This window comes from Nocardia higoensis, from assembly GCF_015477835.1.
Classification (GTDB): Bacteria; Actinomycetota; Actinomycetes; order Mycobacteriales; family Mycobacteriaceae; genus Nocardia; species Nocardia higoensis_A.
Window position 1 is genome coordinate 1,729,421 of sequence record NZ_JADLQN010000001.1, and the last position, 25,060, is coordinate 1,754,480.

Sequence of the window (25,060 nt, forward strand, 5' to 3'; positions counted from 1 at the left end):
GCGCCGTCGCCGGCGAAACGCGGCCGCGCGACGCTCATCGCGAGTCTCCCGTGGCGGTCTTCGCGGCGGGCGGGATGATCTCGCGCGCACCCGGCGAATTGCGCACCGCGAGCACGCGCTGGAACACCGTGACGATGCTCAGCACCGCCAGCGCCCACATCGCCACGTGCACGGCCCAGGTCAGCCATTCGATGTCCCAGTGCCCGGCGATGCCGGTCAGACCGGCGCCGACGAGCACGATGACCAACCGGTCCGGGCGCTCGATCAGGCCGCCGTCGGCGGACAAGCCGCTGGCTTCGGCGCGCGCCTTCGCGTAGGAGATGACCTGCGAGGTCACCAGCACCACCAGCGTCGCGGCGAACAGCCACCTGTTGTGCTCGTGATAGACCGCCCACCAGGCCAGACCGCCGAAGATGGCGCCGTCGGCGATCCGGTCGCAGGTGGCGTCGAGCACCGCGCCGTACTTCGTGCCGCCACCACGGGCTCTGGCCATCGCGCCGTCGAGCATGTCGAACATGACGAACAGCCAGATCAGCATGGTGCCCCAGAACAGATGACCTGTCGGGAACAGCGTGACCGCGGCCGTGATCGAGGCGACGGTGCCGATCAGCGTGACAGCGTCGGGGGTGAGACCGGTGCCGACGAGCGCCCGGCCGAGCGGTGCGGTCGCCTTCGCGAAGGTCTCACGGCCGAAGAAGCTGAGCACCTACTCCATTTCCTTCCACGCCTGCGCGAGTAGGTTCCTGGTCTCGCCCAGCAACTGCGGCATCATCTTGACCCCGCCGATGACGGTGATGAAGTTCGCGTCACCACCCCAGCGCGGGACGATGTGCTGGTGCAGGTGGTCGGCCAGCGAGCCGCCCGCCACCCCGCCGAGGTTGAGTCCCACGTTGAAACCGACCGGACGCGACACGCTCTTCATCACCCGGATCGCCCGCTGGGTGAACGCCATCAGCTCGGCGCTCTCGGCCTCGGTGAGTTCCTCGAGGTCGGCGACCCTGCGGTAGGGCACCACCATCATGTGGCCAGGGTTGTACGGGTAGAGGTTGAGCACCGCGTAGACCGTCTCGCCGCGCGCCACGATCAGCCCGTCCTCGTCGGTCATCGTGGGGATGTCGGTGAACGGGTGCCCGGTGCTGCCCAGACGCGAGGCCGGGGTCTCGGTGATATAGGACATCCGGTAGGGCGTCCAGATCCGTTGCAGCCGATCGGGTTCACCCACGCCGACGTCGACGATCCCGCCGCGTCCGGTGTCGTCGCGCTCGGTGATGTCGCGCTCGGCATCCTCGCTCGCGCTGTCCGCGAAACTCATCCGACTCCCCCCGCCGATACGATCTCGAAGCCCTCCGCCGTCGGAGAAGCGTTCTCGCGGTTGGCGATCCACGCCACCACAGTGGCCACGGCATCGGCGACCGGGACTCCGTTGACCTGGGTGCCGTCGCGGAAGCGGAAGCTCACCGCGCCCGCCTCGACATCGCGCGCCCCTGCCAGCAGCATGAACGGGACCTTCTGGGCGGTGTTGTTGAAGATCTTCTTCTGCATCCGGTCGTCGCTGCGGTCCACGTGCGCGCGTACACCCTGATCGGTCAACGCCTCGATCACCGCGTCCAGATGCTCGGCGAAGGTCTCCGCGACCGGGATGCCCACCACCTGCACCGGCGACAACCACGCCGGGAACGCGCCCGCGTAGTGCTCGGTGAGCACGCCGAAGAACCGCTCGATGGAGCCGAACAGCGCGCGGTGGATCATGACCGGCCGCTGTTTGGTGCCGTCGGAGGCGGTGTACTCGAGGTCGAACCGTTCGGGCAGGTTGAAGTCGAGCTGGATGGTCGACATCTGCCAGGTGCGGCCCAGCGCGTCCTTGGCCTGCACCGAGATCTTCGGGCCGTAGAACGCGGCGCCGCCCGGGTCGGGCACCAGCTCGAGACCGGAGGCGTGCGCGACCTTCGACAGGGTCTCGGTGGCCTCTTCCCAGATCTCGTCGGAGCCGACGAACTTCTTCGGGTCCTTGGTGGACAGCTCGAGATAGAAGTCGTCGAGGCCATAGTCCGCGAGCAGACCGAGCACGAACCGCAGCGTGTTCGTCAGCTCCTGATGCATCTGCTCCTTGGTGCAGTAGATGTGCGCGTCGTCCTGGGTCATGCCGCGCACCCGGGTCAGGCCGTGCACCACGCCGGACTTCTCGTACCGGTACACCGAGCCGAACTCGAACATCCGCAGCGGCAGCTCGCGATAGGAGCGCCCCCGCGAACGGAAGATGAGGTTGTGCATCGGGCAGTTCATCGGCTTGACGTAGTAGTCCTGGCCGGGCTTGCGCACGGTGCCGTCGTCGTTGTACTCGGCGTCCAGGTGCATGGCCGGGAACATGCCGTCGCGGTACCAGTCCAGGTGACCGGAGACCTCGAACAGGTGGCCCTTGGTGATGTGCGGGGTGTTGACGAACTCGTAGCCCGCCGCGACGTGCCTGCGGCGCGAGTACTCCTCGAGCTCCTTGCGGATGATGCCACCCTTGGGGTGGAACACCGGCAGGCCCGAGCCCAGCTCGTCGGGGAAGCTGAACAGATCCAGCTCCAGACCAAGCTTGCGGTGGTCGCGGCGCTCGGCCTCGGCCAGCACGTGCAGGTGCTCCTCCAGCGCCTCCGGCGACTCCCAGGCGGTGCCGTAGACGCGCTGCAGGTCCTCACGGTTCTGGTCGCCGCGCCAGTAGGCGGCCGAGCTGCGGGTCAGCTTGAAGGCGGGGATGAACTTGGTGGTGGGGATGTGCGGTCCGCGGCACAGATCACCCCAGACCTTCTCGCCGGTGCGCGGGTCGAGATTGTCGTAGATGGTCAGCTCTTTGCCGCCGACCTCCATGACCTCCGGGTCGTCGATGCCGGACTTGTCGCTGATCAGTTCCAGCTTGAACGGCTCGTTCGCCAGTTCGGTCCTGGCCTCGTCGATCTCGACCACCCGGCGCGAGAAGCGCTGCGCGCCCTTGATGATCTTCTTCATCCGGGATTCCAGCTTGGCCAGATCCTCCGGGGTGAAGGGTCGCTCGACCCGGAAGTCGTAGTAGAAGCCGTCCTTGATCGGCGGGCCGATGCCCAGCTTGGCCTCGGGGAACTCCTGCTGGACCGCCTGGGCGAGCACATGCGCGGCCGAGTGCCGGATCACGCTGCGCCCGGCCTCGGTGGACGCGGCGACGGCTTCGACCTCGGTGTCGACCTCGGGAATCCAGGACAGATCCTTGAGCGCGCCTTCGGCGTCGCGGACGACCACGATGGTGTCCGGGCCCTTCGTCGGCAATCCCGCGTCCCGCACCGCGGCGCCGGCCGTAGTCCCGGCCGGCACCCGGACGAGGGTGGACGGACTGAGCGGGGCTGAGGTCGTCACGACGGCGCTCTCCTTGGCATGTTCGGGGGCGGGCGGATTCCCGCGCGGCATCACCGGCGGCGTATCCGCTCCGGCGCGACCATGCTATCGGCACCCGCGCGCCCGCGTGTCGATGGACCGGCGCTCCCGGGTCGAATTCCTCTCGCGGACGCGACGGCACAACGACAGGGTGGCCGGACGGGCGGAAGCCATGGCCCGGCGTGCGTGGCAGGAGGAGATGAGCGGGAGGAGATGAGACAGCCACGCACACGAGGGACACGACGCAGCCGCACGCACCACGACGGACACGGAGGAGAACTGGTGCCGCGGGGACAGCGCCCTCAGCCTCCGGCCGCGTAGCTCTCCAAGAGGGCGGCCCGCTCGTCCGACGAGCGCTTGGGGCAGCTGGTGCACATGGCGGCGCCGGGCACCTCGAAGACCAGGCAACAGGAGATGCGCCGGACGAAGGTGCGCCCGCCCACCACGACGAAGCGCGGCAGCGGCAGTGTGCCGCCGACCTGTTCGGCCAGCCCCACCGCGACCCGCGGAGCGCCCGCGTCGATCGCCCGATTGCCCATCGCGTCGGCGACGACCGCCCACAGCGCGGGCATGCCCGCGCCCGACACCTGCGCCACGACCGGGATCACGCGGGTGAGCGTTTCACGCAGGGACAGCGCGGCGACCAGGTCGGCGTCACCGGCGGCGGTCATCCGGGCGTCGGGTTGCGGCTGCGCGAGCAACCGCTCGACCCCGCCGTCGGGACGCATCTCGCAGTCCAGCGCCTCGAGCCGGGCAGGCGGCGCCGGACGCCCCGCCGCCCGTGCCGCGACCAGCTGCTCGACGAGTGCGGAGGCGACCATGCACCACCACAGCGTGCCCGCCACGCGCGGGGCGGTGGCGCCCCAGGAGGCCCCCATCTCCGCGATCCGGTCCCGCACCCAGGCGGGGCGGGTCAGCGCGATCGCGGGTGCGGTGCTCATCGCTGCAGTGGACTGCGTAACCATGCCTCATCGACTCCGATCCAGCCGGCGAACCATCCGAACGTATTGAGAACCCACAGCGTGGCCACGACCACGGCGGCCGTGAGGACCACGCCCAGCACCCGGACGCCGAGGCCGCGCGCGGAGTACCACGCCATCACCTTCCGGTACCGGACTCGCACCCAGCCCAACGCGTGGTGCGCCCAGGCGAATTCGGTGGCGAGAATGCCCAGGCCGGCGAAGACCATCGCCCAGCCCGGTCCGGGATACGGAATCGCGAGAATGCCGATGACCAGCACGATCGTGCCGACGACACCGATTCCTATCCGGTAGGCGAGGTTCAGCGTAGGCCGAGCGGCCACCCGGGCGCGGAAGGCGCGCAGGCGATGTCGCAACGTCCTGGAGGTCTTGCGTCGCCACGTGGCGGTTGCGCTGCTCACCTTGCCAGCCTAGAGATTCACACCAGTTCCGGCAGGCCCGTGCCCACCTCGCGCTCGCCGATCGCGGCGATGCCCTCGGCGGTCACTTCGAGGACCCGTGCGGTGGCGATGTCGAAGAACAGCCCCGCCACCGTGACGTCGCGTTCGGCGACCGCCCGGCGGACCGCGGGATGCCGGTGCAACGTCTCCACCTGAACCGCCACATTCACCATGCTCAGCTGGTCGATCTCGCCGTATCCGGCGGCGCGGGCGGCCGCGGCGACGGGATGCCCGGCAAGGAATCGCTCGAGGCTCGGCTGCGCGTGCACCAGCCAGGGCGCGATCCCCGGGCCGGTGTCGCCGCCGGAATGCAGCGCCGTCATCGCCCCACAGCCGGAATGCCCGCACACCACCACGCAGCGCACGTTCAGTTCCTCGAGGGCGAAGACCAGCGCCGCGTCCACCGACGCGTCCCCACACGCGGGCACCAGATTGCCGACGTTGCGCACGGTGAACAGGTCACCCGGTCCGCTGTTGGTGATCACGTTCGGCACGATCCGGGAATCCGAGCAGGTGAGGAAGAAGGAATCCGGGTCCTGCCCGTGCACGAGATCGTCCAGGTGCGGGCGGACCACATGGGCGTGACTGCGGTGGTAGGCCGCCACCCCGGCGGTCACCGGATCGCGGTGCGGGGCCTGCGCGGGCCGCCACGGCCCGAGCACCTCGTCCCAGATGGAGCGGCTGAGGCCGCGGGCGGGCGGACCGGCCTGCGCGTCGGCCATCCGCACACTGCCGATCTCGACGAATTCCACACTGCCGCCGTTGTTCTCCTGCCTGCGTACCCAGTCCTGCAGCGCCTCGAAGGCGGCATGGTCGAGGAAGTCCACCGTCAGTTCGACGGTCACGTCGGCGTCCGCGGGCACCTTCGCCAGTTCCCCGAACAGCCGGGGCAGCGCCAGGAAGGTGCACGAACCGTCCACCCGGACCCGCCAACGCTGCGACTGCGGGATGGGCTCGGCGACGATGGCGACGCGCACCACCCGCCACAGCAGCAGCGCGAAGGCCAGCAGCAAGCCGAGGATCACGCCCGCGAGCAGGTTCGCCAGCACCACGCCGCCGATGGTCACCAGGTAGACGAGCAGATCACCGGTACGGCGGGCGAGCTTGATGTGGGCGAGCTTCACCAACTGGACACCGATGACGATCAGCAGGCCGGCCAGTGCGGCGGTCGGGATCTGCTCGACCACCGAGGCCAGGGCTACCGAGAACACCAGCAGCCACACCCCGTGCAGCACCGCCGAAGCGCGGCTGCGCGCACCGGCCTGCACATTGGTCGCGCTACGCACGATCACCCCGGTCACCGGCAGGCCGCCCAGCAGTCCGGAAAGCACATTCGCCGATCCCTGCCCGATCAGCTCACGGTCGAAGTCGGTGCGCGACCCGCTGTGCATCCGGTCCACCGCGACCGCTGAGAGCAGGCTTTCCACGCTGGCTATCAAGGCGATCGTCAGGACCATCAGCGCCACCGCGCCCCAGCCACCGGAGGGAATGCCCGGCAGCGCGATCGCGTCGAACAGCGAGCCGCTCAACACGATTCGCTCCACCTGCACCGGCGCGAGCAGGGAGAGCACGGTCGCCCCGACGACAGCCGCCAAGGGCCCCGGAACGACCCGCACCCGGGCGGGCAGGTACCGCCAGCCCAGCATCACCGCGACGACCAGGCCACCCACCAGCGCCGCGCCGATGTTCATCGACAGCAGCTGCCCCGGCAGCGCGGTCAGGTTGGCCCACGCGGAACTGCGGGAGTCGCCGCCCAGCAACACGTGCACCTGTTGCAGGGCGATCGTCACGCCGATGCCCGCCAGCATCGCGTGCACCACCACCGGCGCGACCGCCAACGCGGCACGAGCGACGCGGCTGAGCCCGAACAGGATCTGCAGCACACCCGCCGCGACGACGATGAAACATGTGACCCGCCAACCGAATTGCGCGATCGACTCGGCGACCACGACGGTCAGGCCCGCGGCGGGTCCGCTGACCTGCAGCACCGAGCCGCCGAGGCAGCCCACCACGATGCCGCCCACCACCGCCGCGATGAGTCCCGCCGCGACCGGCGCACCGGAGGCCAGCGCGATGCCCAGCGACAACGGCAGGGCGACCAGGAAGACCACGATGGAAGCCGGAATATCGTAGCGCGCAACGGATTTCCAGTAGTCGGCACGCGCCTTGGGGGCGGTTTCCCGGCCGGGCGGCGGCGGGGAGTGCTCGCTGGCAATAGACATGGTTGTCTCCCTTCACGACCCGCCTCGGATCGACACGAGGCGCGGTCGGCTGATGAACAGATCTGTGCTGCTGAGGAATTGATCGCGAAGCCGCCGGCCTGGCGGCAAGGACTCACTAGGGCAGAGCCTCGCGGTGCCCCGGGTGCGCCTCGTCCCTCCGACCCGAGATCGGCGACCCGGCAACGGATTCCAGGACATCGGACGACAGTGACGACTCGTAGGGCTCGGGGAACATATTTCTCCTTCGCCATCGGCGGACCTCGCGGACCGGATGGTTCATCGGTGGAACATGTGCGGGCGGGACGATCGGCAGCAGACGAGGCGCGGCACCCCGACGAGGGGCGCTCGAACCTTGCGTCGACCCGGCGACAACCGGGTCGGCATCAATAGTAAAGACACACCAAAGACTTGGGAAAGCCCGTGATGGTCATGATCACTCAATCGCTACAAGAATGTGATCGGCATCACAGATGCTCGCGTATCGCCGGGCGGCGCCGAAGAAGGCGATCGTCGGCCGCTCCGCGAAGGCGCGACAGGGCGGCCGCGTCCCCCCATCGGCTCGGGCGCGCGACAGCCCCGGCGAGCGGGTAGCGCTCACCGGGGCTGTCGCGACGGTGCCTCTCGATCGCGGTCTCGGGCAGCGTGCTGCCTCTCCTCGACCTCGGAGCGTCATCTCATGGCGTTATCTCGTGGCGCTGCCTCGTGGCGATCGTGTCGAACTCGTGGCGTTCTGTCCGGACATGTCGGCGCGGACCTACTCGGTTCGCCCCGTCGCGTGCGCGGGGATCAGCGCGTGCAGGCCGACACGATGCGCACGGCCGCGACCAGCGCGGCCACCGTGACCACTCCGGCCACGGTCACCAGCCGGTTGACGTCGACCGCGGGCTGCCAGCGCACCTGCCCGTCGCGAATCACGTAGGCGCCCACGGGTTTCGCGCCCATGCCGAAGCCGACGCCACCGCCCTCCTGCCCCTCCTGATCGGTGCCGCTGCCACCGCCCCCACCGCCGCTGATCGCGGCGACACCGATGATCGTGGTGCCGTCCCGTTCGACCGGCTCGGAGTACACCCGCTTCACCGTCATCGCGTCGCGGGCCGCGGTGAGTATCTCGTCGACCTTCATCATGCCTCCCTTGGTGCTGCTGTCCCTCGATCGCTGTGTCCGGATCGATCGGGTTCCGAGGTCGGCACGGGTTTCGCCACCGGATCCGTCGTCGGCAACCAGATCACCGGCCTTCGCCATCGCCCCGCCGCCTCGCGGGATTGCCCCAGGGTAGGCGCTGTGGTGCCGCACGGCGATGCGTGACGCGTCCCGTCGGCCCGCACCGACCTGGCCGCCGTCGGCTGACAGCGGTCCCCGGCAGCCGGGCCGGGCCGGGAGAAAATTCGTTCGAAGTGCACCGAGAGCGCAGTCCGGGGCCGGAACCCGGCGTAGTGTCGCGAAGAGACCCTCGACGCGGGTTCGCGAGGGCGACACCGGCATCTCCAATCCGAGGAGATCTCCATGACCGACACCCGGATCGGCACCGAAGCCCAAGCCGTCGACAACACCGGAGACGGCGCCACCAGCGGCGCCGCGCAGTCGGCGCAGCCTCCGCTCGTGCGGCACGACGAGATCGACGCGGTGGTCGACGCCGCCTACGAGGCGGCGACAGCTTTCCGCCGACTGGATCAGGAACAGGTCGACGAGATCGTCAAGGCGATGGTCCGGGTCGGCATCCGGGCGGCGGCCGAATTGGCGATGGTGGCCGTCGAGGAGACCGGCTTCGGCGTGTTCGAGGACAAGGTGGTCAAGAACTACGTCGCCACCGAATTCCTCTACGACTACCTCCGGGACAAGAAGTCCGTGGGGGTGATCGAGGAGGATGTCGAACGCAGCATCGTGCGCGTCGCCGAACCGATCGGCGTGGTGCTGGCTATCACCCCGGTGACCAATCCGACCTCGACCGTTCTGTACAAGGCCATCGTCGCGGCCAAGACACGCAATGCCATCGTGTTCCGGCCCTCCCCCTTCGCCGTTCGGTCCTGCGAGCGCACGGTGGAGATCCTGCGCGAGGCGGCCGAGGCGGCGGGGATGCCCCCCGGCGCGCTGCAGGTCGTCCCCGACGCCGCACACGAGGTGACCCACTACCTGTTCAAGCATCCTCGCGTCGACTTCATCTGGGTGACCGGCGGCCAGAAGATCGTCGCCCTGGCCAACGCGGCGGGCAAACCCGCGCTCGGCGTCGGCCCCGGAAACGCGCCCATCTACCTGCACCGCACCGCCGACATCCGAGGCGCCGTGGTCGACATCCTGATCTCGAAGACCTTCGACGCCTCGGTGATCTGTCCGGCCGAGCAGACCTGCATCATCGACGACGCCATCTACGACGACGCCGTGGCCGAGTTCGAGCGAATGGGCGCGCACGTCCTCACCGACGAGCAGTCGGCCGCGATCGCGGATTTCGCCTTCGGCTGCGGTGACAAGGTCAATCTCGAGGCTCTCGGCAGGCAGGCCCCCGAACTGGCCGCCCGCGCCGGGTTCACCGTGGACCCCTCGGTGAAGGTTCTCCTCGCGCCGCTGCCCGCCGATCTCGATCAGCTCGCCGCGCATCCGCTGGTGCAGGAGAAACTGATGCCTGTCCTCGGGCTCGTGCGGGCCCGCGACCTCCAGCACGCTGTGGACGCGGCCGTGCTCGTCACCGAACACGGCGGCCTCGGGCACACCTCCGCCATCTACGCCGACGATCCCGCCGCGGTCGAGGCGTTCAGCATGGCCGTGCGCACCGGGCGCATCCTGGTCAACGCCCCGACCGCGGTCGGGGCGCTCGGTGGGGTCTACAACAACCTCACCCCCACCTTCTCCCTCGGCTGCGGCACCTGGGGCGGTTCGAGCACCACGGAGAACGTCAACTACGAGCAGTTGCTCAACATCAAGACGGTCTCGTACCGGCGGACGCCCCCGCAGTGGTTCCGGGTGCCGTCGAACACCTTCTTCAACGCGGGCGCCCTCGAGAATCTCCGGGATATCGACTGCCGCAGCGTCGTGGTGGTCACCGACGCGCTCAGCGAACAGCGCGGCGTGGTCGACGAACTGCGGGGCAACGTCCGTGCCCAGCACTTCAAGGTGTTCAGCGATGTCGAGCCCGAACCCGACGAGGCCACGATCCGGCGGGGCGTCGCGCTGCTCGAAACGTCGCCGCCGGATCTGCTCATCGCGATCGGCGGTGGATCGGTGATCGACGCGGCGAAGGCGATCCGGCTGTTCTACGAACATCCGGAGAAAGACGTCGCCGAACTCACCCTGCCCTTCCTCGACCCGCGCAAGCGGATGGCGGACTACCCGCAGGATCCGCACACGATCCGGCTGGTGGCCGTGCCGACCACCTCCGGCACCGGTTCCGAGGTGTCGCCCGCGGCGGTCCTGACCGTCGCGGGCCGCAAGGAGACCCTGGTCGACTACTCCCTCGTGCCCGACATCGCCATCGTGGACCCGCTGCTGGCAGTCTCCATGCCGCGCACGTTGACCGTCGACACCGGAGTGGACGCGCTGACCCACGCGCTCGAGGCCGCCGCCTCCATCTTCGCCTCGCCCTACACCGATGCCTTCTGCGTGCAGGCCGCTCGACTGATCTTCGATGCACTGCCCCGCGCCTACGATCACCCCGACGATCTGTCCGCCCGCACCGACATGGCCAACGCGGCAACGCTGGCCGGTCTGGCCTTCTCGAATGCCTTCGTGGGCACCAATCACGCTCTCGCCCACGCCGTCGGCGCGCGGTTCGGCATCGCCCACGGCCGGGTGAACGGTGTGTTCCTGCCGCATACCCTGCGCTACAACGCCTCCTTGCCGACCAAATTCATGCCCGCACCCGGCTATTCGGCATATGTCGCTCCGGAGAAGTACGCCCAGCTGGGCCGGGTCGTCTTCGGTGGGCACGAACCCGACGAGAGCCGTCGTCGCCTCTTCCAGGGCGTGGACGACCTGCTCCGGCGACTCGACGTGCCACGCACCCTCGCCGAGATCGGCATCCCCGAGGACGAATACCTCTCCGCGCTACCGGAATTGGCGATGACCGCCTTCCAGGATCTGAGCAACCGCACGAATCCCCGCATGCCGCTGATCAGCGAGATCACCGGCTTGCTGCGGCTCGGCTACTACGGTGCCGATGCCGAGGCGCACTGACGGCCGGACAATCGGCCCGGACGACGATCGGCACCCGGCGAGGCGAGCGCGAGCCAACCGGACAGATCAGATCTGGAGACTCGTGACCAGTTCCGACCAGGACCGGATGGTCGCGACGGACGGATAGTCGTCCTCGTCGATCCGCGCGCCGACAGCGTCGCTGATCCGTTCGACGAAGGTCAGATAGTCGATCGAGTCCAACTCCAGTACCTCACGCAGCGGATCGTCCGGGGCGAGTTCGCGGAGGCGCGACTCCTCGGCGAATCCACGCAGCGCGGCGCGGACGATCGCCTCCGCCTGGGGGCCGGACACGGCGGGTCCGTTCATGGCTCGTCACTCCTCGAGATGCTGCGGGATCTCACCGGCCAGGATTTCGCTCATCCGGTTCAGATAGCGGGCGCCGATCGCGCCGTCGGTGGCGCGGTGATCGGCGGCCAGTGTGGCGGTGACCTGGGTACGCGCCGTCACCACCGAATCCACCACACAGGGGCGTTCGCCGACCGCGCCGAAGCCGACGATCGCGACCTGCGGCACAGGAATCACCCCGAACACCGAATCCACGCCCAGGTCACCGAGATTGGTGACCGTCAAGGTGGCGGGCATGATATCGCGCGACCGCAGTCGCTGCGTACGGGTTCGCGTGACCAGCTCACGCAGCGCCCCCATCATGGCCTGGACGGTGAGCGTGTCGGCGTCGGGCACGGTGGGCACCATGATGCCACCACCGCGCAGTGACACGACGATGCCGAGATGAACGGCGGCGGCGGGCTGGAAGGTGTCGTCGATCCAGTACCCGTTGAGCGCGGGCACCGACCGGGCCGCGCGCGCCGCGGCGCACAGCAACAGCGCCGAGGCCACGATCCGTTCCGTGACCGGAAGGGTGCGGTTGTACTCCCGCATCCGGGCGACCGCGACGTCCACATCGATGGTGCTGGACAGGTAATAGTGCGGGATCGTCCGTTTGGAGCGGGTCATCGCCGCGGCGATGACCCGGCGGGCCGCGTCCTGGTCTCGGGCCGGAGCACCTCGCTCGCCGGGGCCTGCGAGACCTGCCGGGCGCACCGGCGCCGGTGCGGGCCGCACGGTCTGCGCCGTGCGCGCGGCGGAGACGTCACGCGCACGGATCGCCCCGCCGTGGCCGCTGCCGCGGATCCGGCCCAGATCGAGGCCGGTCTCGGCCGCCAGACGACGTGCGTATCCGGAGGCCCGGATCGCCTCGCCGCCGCCCGCGGGGGAAGCCGGAGGCACGGGTGCGGCGGTCGGCACCGGGATATCACTGCGCACGACGCGTCCCCCCGGTCCGGAGCCGTGCACCGCCGCCAGGTCCACGCCGGCTTCCTCGGCCAATCGCCGGACCAATGGTGTGGCGCGCACCGGAGTCTCGTCGGCGGGCCGCTCCTGCGCACCGGCGTCGATCGGGGCAGCCGCCGGCTCCTGCGCCGCGACTGCCGCGGTGCCCGCGGGTGCCGGGGCGCCGGCCTCGATCGTGGCCAGCGGCGTGCCCACCGCGACCGTGGCCCCCTCGGGCACGAGCAGTTCGCCGATGGTTCCCTCGTCGAAGCACTCGACATCGATCGCCGCCTTCGTGGTGTCGACCTCGGCGACGATATCGCCGGGCCGCACCCGATCGCCGGGCTGCACCAGCCATCGCAACAGGGTGCCCTCGGTCATGTCCGCCCCCAGGGAGGGCATGCGGAACTGTGCGCTCACGCCACCACCTCCTTGACAGCGGCCACGACCGCGGGCACCGAGGGCAACGCCGCCTCTTCGAGTTGCTTGGCATAGGGAATCGGCACATCGACGGTGCAGATCCGACGCACCGGAGCGTCCAGATCGAAGTAGGCGTGTTCGGCCACACACGCCGCTACCTCGGCCGCGATGCCCACCCGCGGCCAGCCCTCGTCGACCACCACCAGGCGATGCGTGCGCGCCACCGAATCGAGCACCGCCGCGGTATCCAGTGGCCGCAGCGTCCGCAGGTCCAGCACCTCGGCATCGATCTGCTCGCCGGACAGCCGCTGCGCGGCCGCGAGCGCGGTCGCCACGGTGTTGCCGTACGCCACGATCGTGACATCGGTGCCGGGTTTGCGGATGGCCGCGGCATCGATGCCGAGTACGGCGGGCTCGGATGCGTCGGATTCACTGTTGTAGAGCGCGATCGGTTCGAAGATGACGACCGGGTCCGGATCCTGCAGCGCGGGCCACAGCATCGTGCGCGCGTCCTCGACCGTCGCCGCCGAGAGCACCCGTAGACCCGGGATGTGGGCGTAGAAGGCTTCCAAGCTGTGCGAATGCTGTGCGGCGAGTTGTCGGCCCGCGCCGGTCGCCATCCGGATCACCAGCGGCACACCGAGTTGCCCGCCGGACATGTGCCGCAGGGTGGCGGCGTTGTTGAGGATCTGGTCGAGGGCGAGCAGGCTGAAATTGGCCGTCATCACCTCCACGATGGGACGCATGCCGCCCAGCGCGGCGCCGATGCCCGCGCCGACGAAGCCGGCCTCGCTCAACGGTGTGTCACGGATGCGCTCCGGGCCGAACTCCTCGAGCAACCCGCGGCTCACGCCGAAACAGCCGCCGTAGGCGCCTACGTCCTCACCCATGAGGAACACCCGGTCGTCACGGATCAGCGCCTCGCGCAGCGCTTCTCGCACCGCCTCCCGGTAGGTGGTCACGTTTCCTCCGCGTATACGTGCCGGGTGAGATCGGCGACCGGCTCGGCCGGGGCCTCCAGCGCGGCGGTGATCGCCGCCTCGATCTCGTCGTGCGCGGCCTGTTCGATGTTCTCGGCATCGGCCTCGGTGAGCGCGCCCGCGGCGCGCAGTTCGTCGGTCAGCCGAGGAATCGGGTCGCGTGCCTTCCACTGCGCGATCTCGGCCGGGTCACGGTAGCGGTCGGCATCGTAGAGCGAGTGCGCGCGGAACCGATAGGTGCGCAGTTCCAGGAAGCAGGGTCCGCCACCGGCGCGGATCGAGGTCACCGCCCGCCTACTCGCCAGGGCGACGGCCTCGGCGTCCATCCCGTCGACCGGCCACGCCGCCATTCCGTATCCGGCGGCGCGCAGAGCCAGATCGGTCGCGGCGTGCTCGCGCCGCAGCGCGGTGCCCATCGCGTATTGGTTGTTCTCACAGGCGAAGAGCACCGGCAGACGCCACAGGGCGGCCAGATTGGCGCATTCGTGGAAGATGCCCTCCGCCATCGCGCCGTCGCCGAACAGGCACACGGTGACCCGCTGCCGCGCGCTCAGCACGTCGGCGAGCGCGAGCCCGACCGCCATCGGCAGCCCGCCACCCACGATGGCGTTGCCGCCGTAGAACCGGCGCGAGCTGTCGAACAGGTGCATCGATCCGCCCCGGCCGTGACTGCATCCCGCACTGCGTCCGAACATCTCGGCCATCAGCGCTGTCATCGACATCCCCCTGGCCAGCGCGTGACCGTGCTCGCGATAGGTGGAGACCACCGCGTCCTCGCTGCCGAGCGCGCCGAGCAAACCCGCGGCCACGGCCTCTTCGCCGATGTAGAGATGCAGGAAGCCGCGGATCTTCTCCTCGCTGTAGAGCCGGACGCATCGCTGTTCGAAACGGCGGATACGCACCATCTGACGCAGCAGTTCCACCCGCTCGGCGGTGTCGAGCGGCGCGGGACGGGTGGTTTCGGCGCTCATGACGACGGATCCAGCATCGAGACATCGCCCGCGGTCTGCCCCAGTTCACGGGTGCGCAGCACTCTGCGCATCACCTTGCCGCTGCGGGTGTGCGGCAACGCATCGACGAAGTCGATCTCTCTGGCCGCCACCGACCCCAGCGCCCGCCGGTTGAACGCCACCAGTTCGGCGCGCAGTTCCTCCGAGGGCACCCGGCCGGCGCGCAACACCACGAACCCCTTGACCAGCTGCCCGGCGACCGGGTCGGGAACACCGATCACCGCCGCCTCGGCCACCGCGGGATGGGCCATCAGCGCGCTTTCGACCTCGAAGGGGCCGACCAGATGCCCGGCGGTCTTGATGACGTCGTCGGCGCGGCCGACGAACCAGTAGTAGCCGTCGGCGTCACGGCGCGCCAGATCGCCGGACAGATACCATCCGCCCGCGAACGCCTTCTCATAGCGCGCGGGGTCGCGCCAGTAGCCGCGGAACATCGACGGCCAGCCCGGCCGCAACGCCAGTTCCCCCACCTCGTCGGTCCCGGCGGGCTCGACCGTCCCGTCGGTCACCCGCGCCCGGCCGTCGGGACCGCGCACGAGCACCGTGGCCTCCACCTCGGGCAGCGGCCTGCCCATCGACCCCGCACGCACCGGTTCGGCGGGCGACGCGGCGATCATGATGGATCCTGTCTCGGTCTGCCACCAGGTGTCGTGCACCGGCCGCCCCAGCACCTGCTCGCCCCAGTGCACCACCGCGGCGTCGAGCGGCTCGCCGACGCTGGCCACCAGCCGCAGGTGCGACAGGTCGCAGCCCGCGGGCAGCTCGTCGCCGCGCCTGCGCAGCATCCGCAGGGCGGTCGGCGCGGTGTACCAGACCGCCACCCGCTCGGCCGAGAGGATCTCGTACCAGCGTTTGGCGTCGAACTCGGCTTCATCGCTGATCAGCGTCGCGCCGAGCGCCAGCGGCGCGATGACTCCGTAGGACATGCCGGTCACCCATCCGGGATCGGCGGTGCACCAGTAGATGTCGCCGCCGCGCAGATCCAGCGCCTGCGCCGCCGTCCTCCGGTGCGCGAGCACCGCGCCGTGTACGTGGATCGCGCCCTTGGGCCGCCCGGTCGTACCGCTGGTGAAATGCAGCAGGGCGACATCGTCGCTGTCGGTCCGTACTGCTTCGAACTGTGGGTCCGCGCCGGCCATCGCGGCGGGCAGATCCACCACATCGGCCTCGGACACGGTCGGGTCGGTGTCGGTGAGCAACACATGGCGCAGCACGCCGAGCGCGGCACGAACGGGTTCGACGCGGCGCCGGTACAGCGCGGAGGTCGTCACCAGGACCTCCGCTTCGGCGAGGGTGATCCGCTCCCGGACCGGCTCGGGACCGAACGCCGGGAACAGCGGGACGACAACGCAGCCCGCCTTCCACGCACCGATGATGACGGTGTAGAGATCAGAACTGCGGCCGAGCAGCACGCACACCCTCGTCCCGGGCCGGACCCCGAGGCCGGTGAGCGCGTCGGCGAAGCGTCCCGCGGACGCGGCGAGTTCGGCGTAGGTGAGCGATACCGGTTCTCCCCGCAGACGCAGCCATCGCACAGCCACCTGATCCGCCCGCGGCGTCCCCAGATGCCGGTCCACCACCTCGTGAGCGATGTTCAGCGGCCCGGTGGCCGGGCGTGGCTGTCCATCCTGAAAACGATCGGCGGCGTCCATGACGCACCTCCTCGACCGGGTCCGGTCAGGTCTGCGACCCTCCGACATCGTCGGCCCGCAGGGGCCTCGCCATCGGCGTGGTCGCTCGGCTCAGCCCACCCCGGCGGGAGTGATCAGCCCCAAGTGCCCGTCGTACCGGTGGTAGAGCACGCAGCCACGGCCGAGGACTGTGTCGCGGAAGAACACGAACGGCTGGCCTACCATTTCCAGCCGGGTCGCCGCCTCTTCGACCGTCAGCTCCGGCGGCGGCGTCGGGCTCGTCGTCATGCCGGGCAGATCGGCGATCACCGCCTCCGGCCTGCCGTCGACTTGCGCGAGCCGATAGGAACCGTCCGTGTCGCGGTACAGCACGCTGTCGGCGCCGCTGCCTGCTTCGACGAACAGGTGGAAGTCGTAATCGAGCGCTTCGGCGTCCGCGGCCGCCGCGCCGCAGGTCTGCTCGGTCAGCGCATACGACTTGTGCCGCACCACTTCCCGGGTCTCAGGCGGGCGGGGATAATACGGCAGCTGCGGCCGGGGCGCGTCGCCGTGCCGCCACTCGTGCTCGCCATGGGCGCGCAGTCGCCGAATCGTCTCGCCGCGGCGATCGATTCCGGCCAGCCGTGCCTTCAGCCGCTCCTGCAGCAGGTCGACCGCCTCACGGGTGGTCGGGGCCTGTACCTGGACTCGCACGGTGCGACCGCCGACATCGGCGACAGCTTGGGCGACCACGCGCGAACTCACCGCGGGATCGCCGTGCCCGCTGAGCCGGACCCGGGCCGAGAGCACCGGCGCGGGGGCGTGCGTGAGGGCATGCCCGATCTTCTCGCGCGCGTACTCGGCGCCTGCGGCGGACACATACCGACCCGTGGACACCCGTACCGGCTCGGTCCGTGCCGCCTGCGGCGGCGCGGCCTCGCCGACACCACCCACGTCCCCGGACGAGGGCTGCGCGGCAGCCAGTTCGACGGTGCGCTCGCCCGCGGAGATCGCCAGACGCAGCCGGGCTCTCGACAACGTCGAAGGACCGCATTCGCAGCCGGCGGGCAACGCGTCGTCGCGCGGATCCTCCGCCGAGAGCAGATCGACATAGGCGGTGCCGCGCTGATGCGATCCATGACCGGTATCGACGTAGTCGCGGTCCCCGTGGGCATGCGAGCCGACGACCGACCGGTACACCGCGCCCTCCGCGGTATCGAGGACCTCGGCCACGTGGTGGCTGCGGGGACACCGGACGGTGAGGAGCACCTCCGGGCCCGACCCCGCCGATTCCATCGCGTGCTCGGCCAGGCGCCTGCGTTCGAGTGGAGATAGGCTCGAGTTCTCGGGCATGTACCCACGATCCCCCCGCACATCCGGCCGCGACAGTGGCCGAAGACTTCGATGACGATGACGATCGACTCTTGGGCCCGTCCGTCGTCCGGGCCAGACTCTCGCCCCGGCGAGAACCCCGAGCACTGCCGACCAGATTCACGCTGAAGGAGAATCCCGTGCCGCAGCTCCCGGAGGACGAGCCCTACGTGCAAGTGCGCGAGACCCACACCGGCGTGGTGATGCTCTGCGGCGAGCGCGCCTACAAGGCCAAGAAGCCCATCGTCACCGACTTCCTGGACTTCGGAACACCCGCCGCGCGCGAGCGCGCGTGTGCCCGGGAGCTCGAACTCAACCAGCGCCTGGCACCCGATGTCTATATCGGTCTGGCTCACGTGAGCGACCCCGCGGGCGGGCCTGCCGAACCACTGCTCGTCATGCGCCGGATGTCGGCGGCGATGCGGCTGTCGGCGGTGCTCGCCGATCCGTCGCGGCGATCGTCTCCGCTGCCCGACCTGGCCGCCATGGTGGCCCGATTCCACCGGTCCGCCCACCGCGCCCCCGAGATCGATGAGGCCGCACGGCCCGAACGGCTGCGCCGACGGTGGCGTTCCTTGCTCGATCCGCTCGCCGGACACCCGTGCCCCGGTGTCGCCCCGGCCACCCTCGCCCGCGTCGACACGCTCGCGATGCGCTACATCGACGGCAGGTCAACGCTTTTCGAGGAACGGATCGCGGCGGGACGCGTCGTCGACGGTCACGGCGACATGCTCGCCGAGGACATCTTCGTGCTCCCCGACGGCTTCCGGATCCTGGACTGCCTCGATTTCGACGACCAGCTGCGCTATGTCGACGCGCTCGACGACGTGGCGTTCCTGGCGATGGATCTCGAGTTCCTCGGCCATCCCCGCGAGGCGCAATCCTTCCTGGACGTCTATGCCCGCGTGGCGGGCGATCCGGCGCCGGTCACGTTGCGCCACCACTACATCGCCTATCGCGCGACGGTCCGCGCCAAGACCGACGGCGTCCGCTACGACCAGAACGACCCGGCGGCCGCGGGCAACGCCCGGCGACACCTCGACCTGGCGCTGCGTCACCTCGAGCAGGGCGCGGTGCGGCTCGTGCTCGTCGGCGGCCTGCCGGGCACGGGCAAGTCCACGGTCGCCACGCGGCTCGCCGCCGGGACCGACGCGGTGGTGCTGTCATCGGACGAAGTGCGCGATCGGATGCGCGCCACGGGCGCTCTCACCGGTGGATCCGGAACCTTCGGCGCGGGAGCCTACGCACCGGCGGCGAAGACGTCGGTCTACACCACGCTGCTCGACCTGGCGCGGGATCACCTCGAGCACGGTGTCTCGGTGATCCTGGACGCCAGCTGGACCGATCCCGCCGAACGCGACCGCGCCGCGGCAGTGGCGGACCGGACGTGCAGCGAGCTGGTGTCGCTGCAGTGCACGTGCCCGGCAGAACTCGCCCACCAGCGCATCGAGACGAGGACCCGCGGATACTCGGAGGCGACACCCGAGATCGCCGACGCGATCGCCGCGACGGCACCACCATGGCCCGAGGCCACCCGGATCGATACCGCCCAGCCGCTGGCGGACTCCCTGGCCCTCGCCCTGCGGGCCTGGCACGAACCGGCGCGTCGGCAGGGGGCCGTCCGGCAGCGCTGACATCGGGCGACCGGCGTCGCCACCAGAGCCGATGGTCACCCCCGGCGAGGAAGGAATCCTCTCTCGCCCGCCCGGCAGCGCGAGAAAGCTCTTCTCAGGTCAGCTGGAGAGCCGGAGCACCCGCCCCGGTGAAAGGAGGCTCTCATGACATCGGCGCCCAACACCCGAAGGCAACCGCAGCCGATCTTCCGTGACCGCAGTGAAGCCGGACGTGTGCTCGCCGAACTGCTCGAGCACTATCGCGACGACCCGAAGGTGATCGTGCTCGGGCTCGCGCGCGGCGGTGTACCCGTGGCGTGGGAGGTCGCGGCCGCACTGGGCGCCCCGCTGGACACGATCATCGTGCGCAAGCTCGGCGCTCCTGCCAACCCGGAGTTCGCGATCGGCGCGCTGGCCGGTGACGGCCGGATCGTGCTGAACGACGACACGGTGCGGGCGCTGGGACTGACCGCGAACCAGGTACGCGAGATCGCCCGCGACGAAGCGCGCGAACTGACCCGTCGGGAAGCCGCCTACCGGGGCGGCCGTCGCCCGCTCGACGTGGCCGGACGAACGGTGATCCTGGTCGACGACGGGCTGGCGACCGGCGCCAGCATGATCGCCGCCGTACAGGCGATCGACGCGGCCGAACCCGAACGCATCGTGGTCGCTGTGCCCGCCGCGCCCGAATCCACCTGCCGGGAATTCGAGTCCATGGTCGACGAAATGGTCTGCGCGAGCATGCCCTCACCCTTCCTGGCGGTCGGCGACTCCTTCTGGAACTTCACCCAGGTCACCGACGAGCAGGTGCGCGCACTGCTCGCCGAGACTCCCGCACGGGCTCGCCCCGCGGTCCCGGACACCACCGAGCTGGTGCGGGCGGCCGCCATCGCGGCCCCGGGGGGCGTCGCGCCCGCCGATGTGATCGACGACCTGGTCGGCGACGCGCGATTCGTGTTGATCGGGGAGAGTTCGCACGGCACGCGCGAGTTCTATGCCGCGCGCGCGGCGATCACCCGCCGACTCATCGCGGAGAAGGGTTTCGACGCGGTCGCGGCCGAGGCGGACTGGCCCGACGCCTACCGGGTCGACCGCTACGTCCGCGGCCTCGGCAGCGACGACTCGGCAGCACACGCCCTCGCCGACTTCGAACGGTTCCCCACCTGGATGTGGCGCAACACGGTGGTCCGCGACTTCGTGTCCTGGCTGCGCTTGCACAACGAGGCCGGTCGCCGCGCGGGCGGCACGCCGACCGGCTTCTACGGGCTCGACCTGTACAGCATGCACCGCAGCATGGAGCGGGTGATCTCCTATCTGGAGACCGTGGACCCCGCCGCCGCCGAGCGAGCGCGCCGCCGCTACAGCTGCTTCGACCGCAATTCCGACAACGACGCCCAGGCGTACGGATTCGCGGCTGCCTTCGGTGCGGGCGAGTCCTGCGAGACCGAGGTGGTGCGCCAACTGGTCGAGCTGCAACGCAGCGCCGCCGCGTACCTCGAGGCACACGACGGCGAAGCCCGGTTCGACGCGCTGCGCAACGCATGGACGGTGCGCGACGCGGAGGCGTACTACCGCGCCATGTTCGGCCCGCGCGTGTCGTCGTGGAACCTGCGTGACGAGCACATGGCCGACACCCTCGACGCGCTCGCCCGGCACCTCGACCGGCCGGACAAGCCGGCCCGCATCGTGGTGTGGGCGCACAACTCACACGTCGGGGACGCGCGCGCCACTGAAATGGGCGCCGAGGGGCAGCTTTCCCTCGGGCAACTGGTGCGCGAACGCCACGGGGACGACGCCCGGCTCATCGGCCTCACGACCGGCCACGGCACGGTGACGGCGGCCGACGCGTGGAACGGCCCCGCTCACGTCAAACGCGTCCGCGAGCCGCTGCCCAGCAGCGTCGAGGAGTTGCTGCACGACACCGGTATCCCGGCGTTCCTCGTGCGCACCGACCGCCCCTCCGAAGCGGTGGACGTGCTGGGCACGCCGCGCCTGGAACGTGCGATCGGCGTCATCTACCAACCCGCCACCGAACGCCACAGCCACTATTTCCACACCCGCTTCGCCGAACGCTACGACGCGGTGATCCACATCGACGAGACCACCGCGATCGAGCCGTTGGAACCAGGTGAGCACTGGCTCTCCGGCCGGACCCCGGAGACCTATCCGAGCGGATTGTGAGGCGCCTCCCACCGTGTCCGCTGTCCCGCGGCGCGGAGGCGGCACATCCCCGCACGGGAGTTTGGACTGGCAACCTCCGGCCCCGCGATCTGTGACGTTCGTCTCTGTCGGAACCCGGACCGATCGGGCACCGTGAGGATGTCCGTCCGGACGACTCGACCAATTCGCACACGTGGCAAGGCAGCCGACCATGGGCTCTCGCGATTCACACATGACCCAGACGGATCTGTTCGCTTGGAGCATGGAACACGATCCGCTGCTGCGGTCGACCATCGTCACGGTGCTGATCCTGGACACCGAACCGGACCGGGCGCGGCTGATCGAACTCATGGACCGCGGTACTCGCGTGGTTCCCAGGTTCCGGCACGTGTTGTCGGCGGCTCCGATGAACCTCACGCCGCCTCGGTGGAAAGTGGATACCGGCTTCGATCTGTCCTGGCACCTGCGCTGGTCCGCGCTGCCCGCACCCGGCGACATGTCCACGGTCCTCGACTTCGCCCGCACCGAGATGATGACCGCCTTCGACCCGATCCGTCCGCTGTGGACCCTCACCGTGCTCACCGGGCTGTCCGGCGGTCGGTGCGCGGCCGTGCTCAAGGTGCACCACAGCCTGACCGACGGCATCGGCGGCATCCAGATGGCCGGTGAGATGCTGGATTTCACCCGCGAGGGCACCCCACGCGAGCCGGCGGGCGAGAGCACCCCACCCGATACCGGAACACTGGCCGACATCGTGTCCTGGAACCTGTCCACCGGTTACGACGTGGTCCGGTCCGGACTGTCGTCGGCGGCGGAGGCGGCGCGGCAGACGCTCACCTCTCCGGTACGGGCAGCCCGCTCCGGAGCCGGATTGGCATGGTCGCTGGCCCGGTTCGTGCGGCCCATCACCAGCACCCTGTCGCCGGTGATGACCGCGCGCGGTCAAAGCAGGCAGCTGAGCGTGCTGAAAGCACCGCTCGCCGAGCTGTCCGCCGCGGCCCACCGGGCGGACTGCACCCTCAACGACGCCTACCTCGCGGCGTTGCTGATCGGTCTGCGGACCTACCACGAACGTCACGGCGCCCACGTCGAGCAGCTGCGGCTCACCATGCCGATCAGCACCCGCACCGCGGCCGATCCCATCGGCGGAAATCGGATCACGCTCGCGCGATTCGCCGTGCGCGCCGACATCGCGGATCCGATCGCCATGATGGGCGCGGTGCACGCCACCGTCGAGGGCTGGCGTCACGAGCAGGCGATACCGCTGACCAACGCGGTGGCCGCCGTGCTGAACCGGCTGCCCAGCATGGTGCTCGCCCAGATGCTCGAGCACGTCGACTTCCTCGCCTCCGACGTCCCCGGCTCACCGGTGCCGCTCTACCTGGCCGGTGCCGAGATCGAGCAGATGCACGCGTTCGGCCCGACGCTGGGCACGGCCTTCAACGCGACCCTGGTCTCCCACATCGGTACCTGCTACATCGGACTCGATATCGACACCGCCGCCGTGACCGACCCTGAACAGTTCATCGACTGCCTCGCCGGCGGTCTGCGCGCCGTCCTCGCCACGGGCGCCCGGCCACCCGAGACGGCACCGCCGCCGACGGGGACGTGAATCCCGCGAAGTCCGTCGCAACGACCGACAGGGGCGCACGCCCCCGGCCAGATCGAAAGGACTCCGATCATGTTCGAACTCCACGGCCGCAGTGCCGTCGTGACCGGTGGTGCCCGCGGGATCGGCGCGGCTGTCGCCCGGTCGCTGGCCGATGCCGGAGCGGGGGTCGTCGTCGCCGACATCCTCGACGACGAGGGCGGAAAGACTGCTGAGACCCTCGGGCCCCGGGGGCGTTTCGCCCACCTCGACGTCACCCAGGAGAACGACTGGCGAGCGGTGCTCGGCATCGCCGAGGACACCTTCGGGCCCCTCGCCGTATTGATCAACAACGCGGGCATTCTCGATTACGGCGAGATCAGCGAACAATCGCCCGCCGCGTTCCGGAAGGTGCTCGATGTCAACCTCTTCGGATCCTGGCTGGGCATGCACACCGCGGCACCGCTGCTGCGCACCGCAGGCGGCGGGGTCATCGTGAACGTCTCCTCCACCGCGGGCCTGATGGGCTACTCGGGCGTCGGCGCCTATGTGGCCTCCAAGTGGGGACTGCGTGGTCTCACCAAGACCGCGGCCATCGAACTCGGCCGCGCGGGCATCCGGGTCTGCTCTGTCCATCCCGGCCCGATCGACACCCCCATGACCGCCGACATGGACCGCTCCGTCGCCGCGGCGCAGCCGCTGCCGCGCTTCGGCGAGTCCGAGGAAGTGGCCGCGATGGTCACCTTCATCGTCACCGAGGCCGGCTTCTCCACCGGGTCGGAGTTCGTCCTCGACGGTGGGGCTACCGCGGGCCAAGTGCTCCCGCCGCTGTCCACCTGACCGACACGGAGGCCACTGGCAGGCCGGAAAGGACTCCCGATGATCGCTCGTCCCGAGGACAACCGCCACACACTGGCCTCCGCGGCCGTGGTCGTCGGCACCGATGGCTCCGAAACCGCTGGGATCGCCGTGCGCTGGGCGGCGCGCACGGCCGCCGACCGAGGCCGACGCCTGCTGATCGTGCACGGAATCGACCTGGCGAACACCCGCGCGACATACGACAACAGCCAGATCGAGGCGCCCGCGATCGTCGAGGCGTTCCACACCCGTGGCGCGCGACTGCTGTCGGACGCCGCGGCTCTCGCCTGTGAGATCGCGCCCTCCGTCGACATCGGCACCGACCTGGCGGACGACAACGCCGCCCGCCGGCTGATCGCCCTCTCCGAGCGTGCTCACATGGTCGTTCTGGGCGCTGCCCCGAGGATCGGCCCCTTCGCCCATCTGGGGTCGACCCTGATGGCCGTCACCGCGCACGCACACGGCGCCGTGGTGGTCGTACGAGGCGGGCCGACCCCGGATCGCGCCCCGGTCGTGGTCGGCGTGGACGCAGGCGCGGCCGGCGAGCCCGCGATCGAGGTGGCCTTCGCCGAAGCCGCCTTGCGTGGGGTCGATCTCGTCGCCGTGCATGCCTGGAGCGACCTGTCCTCGACAGCGTTCGCGGGCGCCTCCTACGTGGGTGATCCGCCGCAGGCTCTGATGGACGGCGAGCGGGCGATGCTGGCCGAGAGGCTCGCGGGCTGGCAGGAGCGGTACCCGAGCGTCGCCGTGACGCGCCAGGTGTACCTGTCGGGCCCGCGCGAGCAACTGGGCGAGTGGTCGCGCAATGCGCAGCTCCTGGTCGTCGGCAGCCGCGGTCGAGGCGGATTCCGTTCCCTGCTGCTGGGTTCCACCAGCAACTGGCTGGTTCAGCACGCCGAGTGTCCGGTGATGGTCGTCCACGCCGACTGAGCGGAACGTCCACAACCGCGGCGGAAGTGGCCCT

Annotated in this window: 19 protein-coding genes; 6 read left to right on the top strand and 13 right to left on the bottom strand. The window is 70.0% G+C overall.

What is annotated here, in order from left to right:
* Nucleotides 1-34: 34 nt before the first annotated feature.
* The 7 genes from pgsA to IU449_RS07820 all read right to left on the bottom strand — a co-directional run bounded on the left by pgsA (nt 35) and on the right by IU449_RS07820 (nt 8,157).
* Nucleotides 35-706 carry a phosphatidylinositol phosphate synthase gene (pgsA, locus tag IU449_RS07790; RefSeq protein ID WP_195001208.1) on the bottom strand — a complete coding sequence of 224 codons (672 nt, stop codon included), beginning with the start codon at nt 704-706 and terminating at the stop codon, nt 35-37.
* Nucleotides 707-1,312: an HIT family protein gene (locus IU449_RS07795; RefSeq protein WP_195001209.1), complete on the bottom strand. Its 606-nt coding sequence runs from the start codon at nt 1,310-1,312 to the stop codon at nt 707-709.
* Nucleotides 1,309-3,423: a threonine--tRNA ligase gene (gene thrS, locus IU449_RS07800; RefSeq protein WP_228803803.1), complete on the bottom strand. Its 2,115-nt coding sequence runs from the start codon at nt 3,421-3,423 to the stop codon at nt 1,309-1,311. Before thrS ends, IU449_RS07795 begins: the two co-directional genes overlap by 4 nt.
* Nucleotides 3,424-3,692: 269 nt before the next feature.
* Entirely contained in the window at nt 3,693-4,331 is a 639-nt protein-coding gene (locus tag IU449_RS07805) for a (2Fe-2S)-binding protein (RefSeq protein WP_195001211.1), read from the bottom strand.
* Nucleotides 4,328-4,771 (bottom strand): TIGR02611 family protein, encoded by a 444-nt coding sequence (locus IU449_RS07810; RefSeq protein WP_195001212.1) that lies wholly within the window; start codon nt 4,769-4,771, stop codon nt 4,328-4,330. The genes IU449_RS07805 and IU449_RS07810 overlap by 4 nt, the downstream gene beginning before the upstream one ends.
* Nucleotides 4,772-4,788: 17 nt before the next feature.
* Nucleotides 4,789-7,032, bottom strand: a complete 2,244-nt coding sequence (locus IU449_RS07815; RefSeq protein ID WP_195001213.1) for a SulP family inorganic anion transporter — start codon at nt 7,030-7,032, stop codon at nt 4,789-4,791.
* A gap of 786 nt (nt 7,033-7,818) precedes the next feature.
* Nucleotides 7,819-8,157: a spore germination protein GerW family protein gene (locus tag IU449_RS07820; protein WP_324188124.1), complete on the bottom strand. Its 339-nt coding sequence runs from the start codon at nt 8,155-8,157 to the stop codon at nt 7,819-7,821.
* 378 nt (nt 8,158-8,535) lie between these two features.
* Between IU449_RS07820 and adhE the strand changes: the two genes are divergently transcribed.
* Entirely contained in the window at nt 8,536-11,196 is a 2,661-nt protein-coding gene (adhE, locus tag IU449_RS07825; RefSeq protein WP_195001214.1) for a bifunctional acetaldehyde-CoA/alcohol dehydrogenase, read from the top strand.
* 66 nt (nt 11,197-11,262) lie between these two features.
* On the opposite strand, the gene IU449_RS07830 is transcribed toward adhE, so the two are convergent.
* From IU449_RS07830 to IU449_RS07855, 6 genes are all read right to left on the bottom strand, one after another.
* Nucleotides 11,263-11,523, bottom strand: coding sequence for an acyl carrier protein (locus IU449_RS07830; protein ID WP_195001215.1), 261 nt, complete (start codon nt 11,521-11,523; stop codon nt 11,263-11,265).
* A gap of 6 nt (nt 11,524-11,529) precedes the next feature.
* Complete coding sequence (locus IU449_RS07835) at nt 11,530-12,906, bottom strand: dihydrolipoamide acetyltransferase family protein (RefSeq protein WP_324188125.1); 1,377 nt, start codon at nt 12,904-12,906, stop codon at nt 11,530-11,532.
* Nucleotides 12,903-13,868: an alpha-ketoacid dehydrogenase subunit beta gene (locus IU449_RS07840; protein ID WP_195001216.1), complete on the bottom strand. Its 966-nt coding sequence runs from the start codon at nt 13,866-13,868 to the stop codon at nt 12,903-12,905. The genes IU449_RS07835 and IU449_RS07840 overlap by 4 nt, the downstream gene beginning before the upstream one ends.
* A complete protein-coding gene (gene pdhA / locus IU449_RS07845) occupies nt 13,865-14,857 on the bottom strand; it encodes a pyruvate dehydrogenase (acetyl-transferring) E1 component subunit alpha (protein ID WP_195001217.1) in 993 nt (330 codons plus the stop codon). The genes IU449_RS07840 and pdhA overlap by 4 nt, the downstream gene beginning before the upstream one ends.
* Nucleotides 14,854-16,548, bottom strand: a complete 1,695-nt coding sequence (gene acsA / locus IU449_RS07850; protein ID WP_228803805.1) for an acetate--CoA ligase — start codon at nt 16,546-16,548, stop codon at nt 14,854-14,856. The genes pdhA and acsA overlap by 4 nt, the downstream gene beginning before the upstream one ends.
* A 90-nt stretch (nt 16,549-16,638) precedes the next feature.
* Complete coding sequence (locus IU449_RS07855; protein WP_228803807.1) at nt 16,639-17,859, bottom strand: sigma 54 modulation/S30EA ribosomal C-terminal domain-containing protein; 1,221 nt, start codon at nt 17,857-17,859, stop codon at nt 16,639-16,641.
* 158 nt (nt 17,860-18,017) lie between these two features.
* On the opposite strand from IU449_RS07855, the gene IU449_RS07860 reads away from it, so the two are divergent.
* The 5 genes from IU449_RS07860 to IU449_RS07880 all read left to right on the top strand — a co-directional run bounded on the left by IU449_RS07860 (nt 18,018) and on the right by IU449_RS07880 (nt 25,026).
* On the top strand, nt 18,018-19,511 hold the full coding sequence (locus tag IU449_RS07860; protein ID WP_324188126.1) for an AAA family ATPase: 1,494 nt from the start codon (nt 18,018-18,020) through the stop codon (nt 19,509-19,511).
* A 144-nt stretch (nt 19,512-19,655) separates the two neighbouring features.
* Nucleotides 19,656-21,671, top strand: coding sequence for an erythromycin esterase family protein (locus tag IU449_RS07865; RefSeq protein WP_195001219.1), 2,016 nt, complete (start codon nt 19,656-19,658; stop codon nt 21,669-21,671).
* Nucleotides 21,672-21,882: 211 nt separating this feature from the next.
* Nucleotides 21,883-23,262 (top strand): wax ester/triacylglycerol synthase domain-containing protein, encoded by a 1,380-nt coding sequence (locus tag IU449_RS07870; RefSeq protein WP_195001220.1) that lies wholly within the window; start codon nt 21,883-21,885, stop codon nt 23,260-23,262.
* 69 nt (nt 23,263-23,331) lie between these two features.
* Nucleotides 23,332-24,078 carry an SDR family NAD(P)-dependent oxidoreductase gene (locus IU449_RS07875; protein WP_195001221.1) on the top strand — a complete coding sequence of 249 codons (747 nt, stop codon included), beginning with the start codon at nt 23,332-23,334 and terminating at the stop codon, nt 24,076-24,078.
* Between the two features lie 39 nt (nt 24,079-24,117).
* Nucleotides 24,118-25,026, top strand: coding sequence for a universal stress protein (locus IU449_RS07880; protein ID WP_195001222.1), 909 nt, complete (start codon nt 24,118-24,120; stop codon nt 25,024-25,026).
* The last annotated feature ends 34 nt before the right edge of the window (nt 25,027-25,060 follow it).